Origin of the sequence: Janthinobacterium sp. BJB446, assembly GCF_002735655.1 — a bacterium.
GTDB classification, from domain to species: Bacteria; Pseudomonadota; Gammaproteobacteria; order Burkholderiales; family Burkholderiaceae_D; genus Janthinobacterium; species Janthinobacterium lividum.
On the sequence record NZ_PDZK01000001.1, the window covers coordinates 1,307,386 to 1,319,590 of the forward strand.

A 12,205-nucleotide genomic window follows, 5' to 3' on the forward strand; every position below is an offset into this window, starting at 1 on the left:
GTTATGGCTGAGCCTGTCAGCGCTGTCCTACCCGTCTTGTCGAAACTGTCTGATTGTATGCCTTGCGGAAACACGCGATGATCATGTTCATGCTGCAACAGCCAACCATTCCGACGGAGTATGCGATGCAAAAGCCAGACCAGTCCATTCACGTGAACAAGCCGTTCCTGCTGATCTGCCTGTTTACTTTCTCGACCCTGGCGGCCACCTTGACCAATACGGGCGAGACGCCGGCTAGTGATGCCGCGCCGGCGCCCGTGGCGCGCGATGCTGGCCATGGCGCCTTGCCCATCTGCAGCAGCGATGCCCTCACACTGTCGGCCCAGTGCCAGCCGCAGCCCGCGCGCCAGGCTTGAGCGCCCCTTGGTTGACGGCCTGCGCCTGCAGGCGCTGCTGCAGCAAGGCCAGCACGGCTGCTTCTTCCGGCGCCAGCGCCTGTAGGTCGTCCTGCATTTGCTGCCGCGCCCGCGCGCGCATGCCTTCCAATAAGCTGCCATCCAGATACGACTCCAGCACGGCAGGGTGCACATAGCACTTGCGGCAGATCGTCGGCGTGTTGCCCAGCTTTTTAGCCACGGACTCGATCGCCTGCACGATGTTTTTCTTGGCTTGCGCATCGGAGTCGACCTGTTCGAACGCTTGCAGGGCCAGCGCGGCCAGCAAGGTGCCGGACCAGGTGCGGAAATCCTTGGCCGTGTAATCTTCGCCCGTCACCTCGCGCAGGTAATCGTTGACGTCGCCCGAGCCGATGCCGTGGCGCTCGCCCTCCGCATCGACATATTGAAACAGTTCCTGCCCCGGCAGTTCGCGCATGCGCTGCAGCACCCTGGCCAGGCGCCGGTCGCTCAGGCGAATATCGTGGCGCACGCCGCTCTTGCCCTTGAAATGGAAGGCCACGGCGCTGCCGTCGACCTGCACGTGGCGCGTGCGCAGCGTGGTCAGGCCGAACGATTTGTTTGTGCGCGCATATTCTTCGTTGCCGATGCGCATCATCGTCAATTCCAGCAGGTGCACGATGGTGGCCAGCACTTTTTCACGGGGCAAGCCCGGCAACTGCATGCCGCGCGCGACGGCGGCGCGGATGGCGGGCAGGGCGCGGCCAAAGCTGAGCATGCGCTCATATTTCACTTCGTCGCGCACCTGGCGCCAGCGCGCATGGTAGCGGTACTGTTTTCGTCTGCGCGCGTCGCGTCCCGTCGCCTGCAGGTGGCCGTTGGCGTGCGGGCAGATCCACACGCCCGTCCAGGCCGGTGGAATGGCCAGTGCCTTGATGCGCGTCAAGATGGTGGCATCGCGCAGGATCGACCCGTCCGCGTCGCGGTAGCGGAACTTGCCGGGCTTGCCCAGGCGGGCGATGCCGCCCTGGTGGTCGCCCGTGTAGCGCAGGCCGGCGGCGCGGGCCGTGGTGGTGGCAGATATTTCCATGACGATAGCTTACCTTGCAGGCCGCACACCCGCCGCGCCGTTATGCTAAGGTGCGCATTCGTAACGCCGTGCGCGGCAGACAGGAGCAGCAGATGTTTGGCAGAAAAAAGAATCTGGAAGAGGACCACGCCCCCCAGGCCGACAAACAGTATGAAAAGAAATACACGGATGACAGCTTCTGGGACAAGGTCGTCAAGTTCGCCAAGACGGCGGGACGCGAAGTCATCGAGAAAGCTCTGTGGCTGTACTACGCGGCACAGCAGCCGAATACTCCGCTGTGGGCCAAGACGGCGATCTATGGCGCGCTCGGCTATTTCATTTCGCCCATCGATGCGATTCCCGACATCACGCCCGTGGTTGGCTATGCGGATGACCTGACCGTGCTGGCGGCGGCTGTCGCCACGGTCGCCACCTACATCACGGCCGAGGTCAAGGAACGGGCCGCCGAGAAATTGCGCGGCTGGTTCGGCGTCTAACCGCCGGGAGCGGGCTGGCCCGGTTGGCCCTTGACGGCATTGCGGTAGCGGGCCCTGGCCTCGGCCCTCTTGACCGCTTCGCTGGCGATGTTCTGCGCCTTGATGCGGGCTTTTTCACTCTTGCTGCGCTGCTGCGCCACGTCCTTGTTGCCGATACGGTTAGTCATGCTGGTCTCCTCGTTGAGTGTCAAGTCTGACCAGCACAGCATACTTTCTTGCCCGCGCGCCACCGTGCGTCCGCTCACACAAGCGGCATGCCTACCTCGCTGGCGCGCCGCTGCCGCCATGCGCCAGCAGGCGCAGCACGACTTCCTTCTGGAATGAGCGAAACTCCTTGTCGGCGCTGACGTTGGCGAAGGCCAGCACGGCAGTCTTGCTGGCCCGGTCGACGCAGACGACGGACGCGGCGCCCGGGTCGCCGCCGCTGTGCGTGGCCAGCGGCTTGCCGTCGACGTCGCGCAACTGCCACACCAAAGCCTGGCGCACGGACGCATCGGCAGGCACGACTGGGGCCGCTTGCGGGGCGAAAAACAATTGCAGTGTGGAGTCTTGCAAGTAACGGTGGCCATCGACCCGGCCGCCATTGCTGAAGATGGCCAGGAAACGGGCAAAGTCATGCGCGGAGCTGCGCAGCAGGCCGGCCGGCCAGTCCGGATAGCCGACGGGCGGCAACACTTGCAGGCCCGGCTCCTTGTGCGCATACGGCTGGGCGACGACGGCGCGCCGCGGCAAGCCGGCCAGGTTCCAGGCCGTGCTGTCCATGCCCAGCGGTTCGAACAGGTGCTCGTGCGCAAAGGCGTCCAGGCCATCGGGGTTCAAGCGGCCCACCAGATAGCCGAGCAGGGCGATGCCGACATTGCTGTAGCGCCATTCCGTGCCGGGCCGGGCGGCAAACGACACATCCGCGTCATACCAGGCGCCGCCGCGCGACAGATAGCCCTTGACGAAGTCGCGCAGGGGCAGTCGCGGGTCGCCCTGCACGGCAAACGCTGTCGTCTTTTCGTACACGGCATCGGAAATGCCCGAGGTGTGGCTGAGCAAATGCCGGAAGGTGATGGGCACATCGGGAAACTTCGGATGCATGAGCGGGAAGTCCAGGTGGGCCGCCACCTTGTCGTCCAGCTGGAAGGCGCCTTGTTCCAGCAGCATCATGATGGCCGTGGCCGTGACCAGCTTGCTGACGGAGGCGACATGGAACACCGTGTTGGCATCGGCTTTCTTGCCGGCCTGGATATCGGCCCAGCCATAGCCGCGCGCGAATATGGTGCGCTCGCCGCGCACCACGGCCACGCTCATGCCCGGCGTTTCCGTGCGGGCCAGGCCATCGCGCATAAAGCCGTCAAATGCCGTTTCCCACGCCAGCCTGGCCGGATCGGTGGCGCAGCCCGTTTGCAGCAGGGCCAGTGAGACGCCCAGTCCCAGCACGCTTCTTCGTTTCATTGCTTCTCTCTTTTGCCATTTTGAATGATCTTAACAATATTTCTGCCAGCCATAGGGGCAATTGACAAAACATTGCTACACAGCAATGGTAATGGGGGTGCCGGCGCCTATTTGCGCCAGTAGCGCTCCAGCAGGGGTTTGACCGTCAGGCCGTGCGCGACGATGGACAGGATGACGACGACCAGGGTGATGTCGGCCAGTTCGCGCGCCAGGCCGCGCGGCAATCCATGCGCGATGGCATAGCTGAGGTAGTACATCGAGCCGATGCCGCGCACGCCGAACCACGCGGCCAGCCCGCGCAGGCGCACGCTGGTGCCCGAAGCCAGCAAGCCAAGCATCACGCTGGCCGGGCGCGCCACCAGCAGCAGGAACAGCGCTACGCTCCACGCTTGCCAGTTCCAGGCGGCGGCCGTGACGGCGCCGCCCAGCAACAGCACCAGGGTCAGTTCGGACAGGCGTTCCAGGTGTTCCTTGAAGACAAGGGATTCGCCGCTGACGGTCAGCGGCACGTCGCTGCCGTGCGGCTTGGTGGCGGACACGGCATGGGTTTCTTCCGCCTGCAGCAAGCCTTGCCGGTCTTTCGGTGCGCCGGCCAGCCGCAGTTCCGTCTGGCGCAAGGCCACGCCGGCAAAGAAGACGGCCAGGAAGCCCCACGCGTGCAGCCAGGTAGTCAGACCGTAGACGAGGGCGATCAAGCCGAGGGCCGCCAGATCGTCCAGCATCGCGTGTTTCGGTTCCTTGGCGCGCACCTGCCAGCCCAGCCAGGCCAGCAGCGCGCCGCCGGCCGCGCCCAGGGCCATGGCGCCTGCGCTGGCCCAGACCAAATCGCGCCACAGCCAGGTGGCGCCGTGCGGCCCCAGTTCATGCAGGCCCAGCAAGCCCAGGCCCAGCATGACGAAAGGAAAGCCGCTGCCATCGTTCATGCCCGCCTCGCTGGTCAGGATGAAGCGCAATTGCTCGCTGTCGCCCGCATGGCGCAGCTGCACGTCGGTGGCCAGCACGGGGTCGGTGGGCGCGAGGATGGCGCCCAGCAGCACGCCCGCGCCCCATGGCAGGCCCAGCACCCAATAGGAGAACGCGGCCACCAGGGCCACGGAAATAGCCATCGACAGCCACGCCAGGCGCAGCGACGGCAGCCAGCGCGCCAGGCTGAACGGCACGGGCATCTTGACGCCGGCGGAAAACAGGGAGATGAGGACGGCGATTTCCGTCAGGGTTTCCAGCAGGGGCGCTTGCTGCACCAGGTCGAACGCAAACAGGCCGAGGAACATGGGGCCCAGCAGCAGGCCCACGCCCAGGTAAGCCATGGCCGAGGTCAAGGGCAGGCGCGCGATGCCGTCGGCGCCCAGGCCGCGCGCCAGCATCAGGCAGCCGATCAGGATGAACCAGGCGGTGGTGCTCATGCGAACCATTGTAGCGGCGCGCGGGCAAGGGCAGCGCGCCGCAGGTTTTTCAAGCCTTGTGCAGTGACACGCTGTCGTTCTGCGCCTGCATGGCGTGCAGCTCGATGGGGTCGTGCGTGGAGCGCAAACGGGGCAGGCCGTGCGGGTAGTGGGCCGTAATAAATGCCAGCATCTGCTCGCGCACGATACAGCGCAGCTCGAAGGCCAGGCCTGAATCTGCCGCGCTGATCAGAAAGCGCACGCGCACGGCCCGCTCGTTCGAATCTGTCGCCTGCACCGTGCAGACCCGGCCATCCCATTGCGTGGCGGACTCGCAGATGCGCGTCAGTTCCGCGCGCAGCGGTTCGAGCGGGATACTGAAATCGAGCCACAGGAACACCGTGCCCAGAAGGGTGGACGAGCTGTGCGTCCAGTTCTCGAACGGGTTTTCAATGAACCATTGCAGCGGCACGATCAGGCGGCGCTCGTCCCACACGCGCACGACGACATACGTGCCCTTGATTTCTTCGACCTTGCCCCATTCGCCATTGACGATCAGAACGTCATCGATGCGGATGGGTTGCGAAAATGCAATTTGCAACCCAGCAATGAAATTGCCGAGCACGGGACGGGCGGCGATACCGGCCACCAGGCCCGCCACGCCGGCCGAGGCCAGCAGGCTGGCGCCGATCTGCCGCGCGCCGGGCAAGGTCAGCAGCACGAAGGCCAGGCCCAGGATCACGACGATGGCGTGCGCGCTGCGCGTGAGCACGCGGGCCTGGGTGATCAGGCGGCGCGCGCGCAGGTTGTCAGCCACGTCGACGGGGTTGACTTCGGAAATCGTGATGGAAAGCGCCTGGATGCATTGCATGGCCAGCCAGGTCAGCGCGATGATCAGCGCCACGCTGGTGATATGCGACATGGCGACCAGCCCCGGCGTGTCGTCGGGCGCGCCGGCCAGCACCATGCGCAGGCCGAAGACGATCACGCACAGCTGGCTGGCGCGGAAGGCCACACGCGTGGCATTGGTGGTGAATGGGCGGCCATTGGCCAGTCTTTTCAGCAGGCTGATGCCGGCCCGGTGCACGCCGATGGCGACCACGGTGACGAGCAGGGCGGAAACGAACACGGTCAGTGCCGAGCGCAGCGGGCCTCCCATCAGCGAGTGGAACGTGCTGAGATCCATAGGCGAAAACTCCTTGAAATTGGTGGGGGGGATGTCGGAAGCGGGTATTTTACGGGCAGATGGCGTAACGGGGGCGTGCGTTGCCGTACGGATAAGACCTGCGTCAAGGTGGATACTGGAAGAAATTGCTGCGCTGCGCCATGCCATGTTGATATTTCAATACGGAAAGCAAACGGGCGTCGCCGCAGTGGAAACATAGTCATACTTGCCATGCTTTTTGTTTTTGCAAAGGAAAACGATGATAGTACGATCACTCCGAATGTCCTTGCGCTTCATCCTGCCACTGGCTCTGGTGCTGGGATTGTTTGCTTATATTGTGGTACCCCTGCTCGACAATATCACCCTGCGCTGGTATGTGCGCGACCTCGACAGCCGGGCAGAATTGCTCGCTGGAACCCTCCGGCCCTCGCTCACCGAATACCTGCCCGCGCAAGATGCCACCCGCATCGGCGAACTGTTCCAGGGCGCCACGCGCGACGAACGCCTGATCGCCATCGGCTTTTGCGACAACGCGGGCCACCTGGTTTACCAGTCCGCGCAATATCCCGCTTCCATCGGCTGCTGGAGCACGCCTTCCACGGGCGGCCTGTACAAATCCCTGGCGCAATTGCCGCAAGGGCAAGTCCACATCAGCGAAACGCCCGTCATGCAGGATGCATCCCAGCTGGGCCGTTTGGTACTGGTGCAGGACATGAGCTTTGTCGAGCGCCGCAATACGGATACCAAGCGCTTCATCTTTGCCTTCCTGGCCGTGCTGGCCGTATTGATTTCCCTGATGACCGTGTTCGTGGCCCATTTGAGCTGGCGCGGCTGGCTGTCGGCCGTGAAGGATATTCTACGGGGCGAATTGCTGCCGAAAAGTAATGGGGCAGTGGCCGCCGCTACGGCGCCCGCCGCGGCGCCCGCGCCGCCGCCGGAAATGCAGCCGCTGATCGGCGACTTGCGCGAATTGCTGCAGGAATACCACCTGGAACGCCAGGGCGACAACGGCTGGTCGTCCGACTGGACGCCGGACAAGCTGCGCGCCTTGCTGGAAGCGGACTTGCAGGGCGACCAGGTGCTCGTCGTGTCGAACCGCGAACCGTATATCCACACGAAAACAGATGCCGGCGTCACCGTGCAGCGTCCCGCCAGCGGCCTGGTGACGGCCGTGGAAGCCGTGATGCGCGCCTGTTCCGGCACGTGGATCGCGCACGGCGCCGGTTCCGCCGACCGCGAGACGGTCGATAAGCTCGACCACGTGCCAGTGCCGCCGGACAATCCCAGCTATACCTTGCGCCGCGTGTGGCTGACGGACGAGGAAGAGCAGGGCTACTATTATGGCTTCGCCAATGAAGGCATGTGGCCGCTGTGCCATATCGCCCACGTGCGCCCCGTGTTCCGCTCGTCCGACTGGGAGCAGTACGTGAAGGTCAACCGCCGCTTCGCCGACGCCGTGATCGCGGAGGCGAAGACGGACAATCCCGTCGTGCTGGTGCAGGATTACCACTTTGCCTTGTTGCCGCGCATGGTGCGCGAAGCCTTGCCGAAAGCGACGATCATCACTTTCTGGCATATCCCCTGGCCGAACTCGGAATCGTTCGGCATTTGCCCTTGGCGCGAAGAAATCCTCGACGGCCTGCTGGGCAGCACCATCCTCGGTTTCCATACGCCATTCCACCGCAAGAATTTTCTGGAAACGGTGGACCGCTACCTGGAAACGCGCATCGAGCCGGAAGCGTCGACGATTTCCTATGGCGGCGAGATGACGCAGGTCGAGGATTACCCGATTTCCATCGCATGGCCGGAAGACAATCCGGCGCAGCCGGACGTAGCCACCTGCCGCGCGCAAATCCGCAGCGAGCTGGGCGTGTCCCAAGACCATTTGCTGGGCATCGGCGTGGACCGCCTCGACTACACGAAGGGCATCGTCGAGCGCTTCCAGGCCGTCGAGCGCATGCTGGAACAGCAGCCTGGCATGGTGGGCAATTTTACCTTTGTGCAAATCGCCGCCCCCAGCCGCGCTTCGCTCGATGAATATCAAAGCTTCGACGCGCGCGTGCGCAAGATGGTCGAGCGCATCAACCGCCGCTTCGGCAGCGGAGATTACGTGCCCATCCTGCTGAAAGCCGAGCACCACGGCCAGGACGATTTACAGCGCTATTTCCGCGCCTCGGAAGTGTGCATGGTGACGAGCTTGCATGACGGCATGAATCTGGTGGCCAAGGAATTCATCGCCGCGCGCGACGACGAGCTGGGCGTGCTGGTGCTGTCGCAATTTACGGGCGCCGCGCGCGAGCTGCATGAAGCGCTGATCATCAACCCGTATCACATCGAGCAGGGCGCCGATGCCCTGTACCGCGCCCTTGTGATGCCGCCCGTGGAGCAGCGCGAGCGGATGAAGAGCATGCGGGCCCGTGTGAAACATTTCAATGTCTACCGCTGGGCCGGGCGCATGCTGCTGGACGCGGCCCGCTTGCGCCAGCGCGACAAGGTCATGACCAAGATCGACGCCCACAGCCGCATCAAGCGGCGCAAGGGGATCTGATGGACGATACCCCTGACGATAGCGCGGCCTTGCTGCAACTGCTGGGTACACCTGGCACAGCCGTCTTCCTCGACTTCGACGGCACCCTGGTCGACCTGGCGTCCACGCCCGATGGCGTGCGCCTGGAAGCGGGCGTGGTTGAAGCGCTGGCGCTGCTGGCCGAGCGCCACGGCGGCGCGCTGGCCCTCATTTCCGGGCGTCCCATAGTCCAGCTCGATGCCATGCTGGCGCCCTTGACCCTGCCGGTTGCCGGTGTGCATGGCGTGGAGCGGCGCGGCGCCGATGGCGTGCTGCATGTGGCGGCCACGCCCGATGTCTCGCCCGTGCTGGCGCGTGCGCAGGCGTTGGCGGCGAGGTACCCCGGTTTGCTGGTGGAGCAGAAGCGCGGTGCCGTGGCCCTGCATTACCGGCTGGCGCCCGAACTTGAGCAATTGTGCCTGCAGGAAATGACGGCGGCCGTGCAAGCGTGCCCGGGGGTATTGCTGTTGCATGGCAAAATGGTCCTGGAAGCCAAGCCGGCCGCCACCGACAAGGGCGGCGCGATTGCCGCCTTCATGCAGGAAATCCCATTCGCCGGCCGCCGGCCCGTGTTTGCGGGCGACGACACCACCGACGAGGCAGGCTTTGCCTATGTTCAACTAGCAGGCGGGCAGGGCGTGAAAGTGGGCAAGGGCCCCAGCGCCGCCACCCTGCGCCTGGCCAGCCCGGGCGCCTTGCGCGCCGCGCTGCTGGCCGCGTCCGTATCGCCTTTCAAGGAGTAGCCGATGACCATATCCACTGAACAAGCTGATGACACCCCCGGCGGCGCGTCCGCGCAAGCATCCCTCAACTGCGGCGTGGTGGGCAATTGCGCCTTCAGCGCGCTGATCGACCAGGCGGGGCAGGTCGTCTGGTCCTGCCTGCCCCGTTTCGATGGCGATCCCGTCTTCAACGGCTTGCTGGACGCCACGGAAAACGGCAGCGTGTGGGCCATCGACATTGAAAACTTTGCTCGCAGCGAACAGTTTTATGAGCCGAACACGGCCGTGCTGCGCACGCGGCTGTACGACACGGATGGGCGCGGCGTGGAAATCACGGATTTCGCGCCCCGATTCCTCAGCCGCGACCGCATGTTCCGCCCGCTGATGCTGATCCGCCGGGTGCGGCCGCTCGATCATGCCGTGCGCATCCGGGTGCGCCTGCGCCCCCGCTACGACTGGGGCAAGCTGGCGCCGCAGATCACGCAGGGCAGCCACCACATCCGCTACGTGGGGCCGGAACAGACCTTGCGCCTGAACACGGATGTGTCGCTCAATTATGTACTGAGCGAAACGTATTTCGTGCTTGGGGGCACGGCCAACTTCCTGCTGGGCCCGGATGAAACCTTGGCCGGCGGCATAGACGAGACGGCGCGCATCTTTGAAAAGGAAACCATCAATTATTGGCGCACCTACACGCGGCGCCTGGCCGTGCCGCTGGAATGGCAGGACGTGGTCATCCGCGCCGCCATCACCCTGAAACTGTCTTTATATGAGGACACGGGTGCCATCATCGCCGCCATGACCACCAGCATTCCGGAAGCGCCCGGCAGCAGCCGCAACTGGGATTACCGCTACTGCTGGCTGCGCGACGCCTTCTTCGTCGTGCGGGCGTTGAACAGCCTGTCGGAAGTGGGCACGATGGAAGAGTATTTGCGCTGGCTGACGAATATCGTCGCCCGCTCGAAAGGCGGCCACATCCAGCCCCTGTACGGCATCGGCCTGGAAGAGCAGTTGCCCGAATCCATGCTCGACCACTTGCCCGGCTACCGCGGCAATGGCCCCGTGCGCGTCGGCAACCAGGCGCAGGAACACTTCCAGCACGATGTCTACGGCAACATTGTATTAGGCGCGGCGCAGGCCTTCCTCGACCACCGCTTGTTCCACCGGGCGGGAAAAGCCGAGTTCGCCGCGCTGGAAGCCGTGGGCGACCAGGCCTTCCGCCTGCATGCGGAGCCGGACGCGGGCATGTGGGAACTGCGCACGCGGGCGAGGGTCCATACCTCGTCCATGCTGATGAGCTGGGCGGCCTGCGACCGCCTGGCCAAGGTCGCGCACAAGCTGGGCTTGCCGGACCGCGCCGACCACTGGAACAGCCGCGCCGTGCTGATCCGCGAAAGGTTGCTGCGCGAAGCGTGGAGCGAGGAGCGCCAGGCCTTCGCGGAAAGCCTGGGTGGGCGCGACCTGGACGCGTCCGTGCTGCTGATGGCGGAAGTCAATTTCATCGACCCCATGGACCCGCGTTTCATCGCCACCGTCGATGCGCTGGAAGCATCGCTGTGCGACGGCCCCTACATGCGCCGCTACGAAGCGCCCGACGACTTCGGCAAACCGGAAACGGCCTTCAACATCTGCACCTTCTGGCGCATCGACGCCCTGGCCCGCATCGGCAGGAAAGATGAAGCAAGGAAAATCTTCGAAACGATGTTGATGGCGCGCAACCACCTGGGCTTGCTGTCGGAAGATACGCATCCCGTGACGGGAGAGATGTGGGGGAATTTCCCGCAGACTTACTCGATGGTGGGCCTCATCAACTGCGCGGTGAGGTTGTCGGCGCCTTGGGATAGTGCTATTTAAGTGCGGGCCTGGATCGCGGGCCTGAGAAAATGCCCATGGCTGCGTTGCTTGGGCTTGCCGTACATTCGTACTGTCTGCGCCCGCGCGCCTTGCCCTGGGCATTTTTCAGGTCCGCTGGGCCCGGGGAGCCCGGGTTGAGGGTTCGGGCCATGGTTTGCTTTGCCATTGTTTAGATGTTAAGTCAAAGTCTTGGGTAGAGCAGGCTCGCGCCGCCCATACAACCTGCATTCCGCCGCCAGTGCCAGCAGATTCGGGTCGCGCTCGCGGCTGCTCAGCATCAGCAGGGTGATTTGCTGGTGCGAGCCGTAGCGCGCGTCCAGCGGAATCAGTTCGATGCGGGAGCTGAAGGCGCGCACGCGGCCGGGCAGCAGGCTGTAGCCGATGCCGCCGCTCACCAGGTTGATCAGGGAGAAGATGTCGCCCACGCGCATGGCCGTGTCGGGCACGAATCCCGCCAGCTCGAATGCATGGTTGAAGCTTTGCGAAGTGACGAAACCCTCGTTGAGCGTGACGAATTTGTCGTCGCGCAGCGCCTGCAAATCCACGGAAGCGGCCCCCGCATAGGGCGAAGCCAGCGGCGCGGCCAGGAAGATGTCGTCCTGGAACAGGGGCACGGCCACGAGGCCCGCATGCTGCTCGTCTTCCTGCACGCCGACGATGATGGCGTCCAGCCTGCCATCGGCCAGGCTTTGCAGCAGTTCGCGGTTCGATCCCAGCGTCAGGTCGATGTCCAGGCCCGGCCGGCGCAGCTTCAGGGCGATCACCAGTTGCGGGATGCAGTGCAGGGTCAATGAATACAGGGAGCCGATCTTCAGGCGCACGGGATTGATGCCCGACATTTCGCGCACCTTGCGCACGCCTTCCTCGCACTCTGCCAGCGCGCGCCGCGCCGATTCGGCGAAGGTGTAGGCCGCATGCAGGGGGATCAGGCTGCGGCCCTCGCGCTTGAACAGGGGGCAGCGCAAGCCGTCTTCCAGCGAATGCAGGGCGCGGTGCACGCTGACGGTGCTCTGGCCCAGCGCATCGGCCACGCGGGCCAGGTTGTTCAATTCCATGAAGCTGAGAAACACTTCCAGCTTTTTCAGGGTAATTTCTTCGTTGATGGCCATAATCACCGTGATTATCGTGAGTTCATTAACTTCAGGGTAATGAACATGGTAGCAGGTTGATTGTCG

The 12,205-nt window shown here is 64.3% G+C and carries 11 protein-coding genes; 5 read left to right on the forward strand and 6 right to left on the reverse strand.

What is annotated here, in order from left to right:
- Positions 1-125: 125 nt before the first annotated feature.
- Positions 126-356: a hypothetical protein gene (locus CSQ92_RS05750; protein ID WP_143450287.1), complete on the forward strand. Its 231-nt coding sequence runs from the start codon at positions 126-128 to the stop codon at positions 354-356.
- Here CSQ92_RS05750 and CSQ92_RS05755 read toward each other — a convergent pair.
- Positions 310-1,425 carry a DNA topoisomerase IB gene (locus CSQ92_RS05755; protein ID WP_099393498.1) on the reverse strand — a complete coding sequence of 372 codons (1,116 nt, stop codon included), beginning with the start codon at positions 1,423-1,425 and terminating at the stop codon, positions 310-312. The genes CSQ92_RS05750 and CSQ92_RS05755 overlap by 47 nt on opposite strands.
- A gap of 92 nt (positions 1,426-1,517) precedes the next feature.
- Between CSQ92_RS05755 and CSQ92_RS05760 the strand changes: the two genes are divergently transcribed.
- Positions 1,518-1,901 (forward strand): YkvA family protein, encoded by a 384-nt coding sequence (locus CSQ92_RS05760; protein ID WP_099393499.1) that lies wholly within the window; start codon positions 1,518-1,520, stop codon positions 1,899-1,901.
- On the opposite strand, the gene CSQ92_RS29000 is transcribed toward CSQ92_RS05760, so the two are convergent.
- The 4 genes from CSQ92_RS29000 to CSQ92_RS05775 form a co-directional block, all read right to left on the reverse strand.
- Positions 1,898-2,068 (reverse strand): hypothetical protein, encoded by a 171-nt coding sequence (locus tag CSQ92_RS29000; RefSeq protein WP_180276945.1) that lies wholly within the window; start codon positions 2,066-2,068, stop codon positions 1,898-1,900. The genes CSQ92_RS05760 and CSQ92_RS29000 overlap by 4 nt on opposite strands.
- A 91-nt stretch (positions 2,069-2,159) precedes the next feature.
- Positions 2,160-3,341 (reverse strand): serine hydrolase domain-containing protein, encoded by a 1,182-nt coding sequence (locus tag CSQ92_RS05765; protein WP_099393500.1) that lies wholly within the window; start codon positions 3,339-3,341, stop codon positions 2,160-2,162.
- Positions 3,342-3,448: 107 nt separating this feature from the next.
- A complete protein-coding gene (locus tag CSQ92_RS05770; protein WP_099393501.1) occupies positions 3,449-4,744 on the reverse strand; it encodes a cation:proton antiporter in 1,296 nt (431 codons plus the stop codon).
- A gap of 49 nt (positions 4,745-4,793) precedes the next feature.
- Positions 4,794-5,909, reverse strand: coding sequence for a mechanosensitive ion channel family protein (locus CSQ92_RS05775; protein ID WP_034781527.1), 1,116 nt, complete (start codon positions 5,907-5,909; stop codon positions 4,794-4,796).
- A gap of 238 nt (positions 5,910-6,147) precedes the next feature.
- Between CSQ92_RS05775 and CSQ92_RS05780 the strand changes: the two genes are divergently transcribed.
- The 3 genes from CSQ92_RS05780 to CSQ92_RS05790 are packed head-to-tail and all read left to right on the forward strand — an operon-like array spanning position 6,148 to position 11,030.
- The gene (locus tag CSQ92_RS05780; protein WP_180276946.1) at positions 6,148-8,436 is read left to right on the forward strand and encodes an alpha,alpha-trehalose-phosphate synthase (UDP-forming); all 2,289 of its coding nucleotides are present in this window, start codon (positions 6,148-6,150) and stop codon (positions 8,434-8,436) included.
- On the forward strand, positions 8,436-9,197 hold the full coding sequence (gene otsB, locus CSQ92_RS05785; RefSeq protein ID WP_099393503.1) for a trehalose-phosphatase: 762 nt from the start codon (positions 8,436-8,438) through the stop codon (positions 9,195-9,197). Before CSQ92_RS05780 ends, otsB begins: the two co-directional genes overlap by 1 nt.
- A gap of 3 nt (positions 9,198-9,200) precedes the next feature.
- Positions 9,201-11,030: a glycoside hydrolase family 15 protein gene (locus CSQ92_RS05790; protein ID WP_099393504.1), complete on the forward strand. Its 1,830-nt coding sequence runs from the start codon at positions 9,201-9,203 to the stop codon at positions 11,028-11,030.
- 176 nt (positions 11,031-11,206) lie between these two features.
- Here CSQ92_RS05790 and CSQ92_RS05795 read toward each other — a convergent pair whose 3' ends face one another.
- Positions 11,207-12,139 (reverse strand): LysR family transcriptional regulator, encoded by a 933-nt coding sequence (locus CSQ92_RS05795; protein ID WP_070279472.1) that lies wholly within the window; start codon positions 12,137-12,139, stop codon positions 11,207-11,209.
- Positions 12,140-12,205 lie beyond the last annotated feature (66 nt).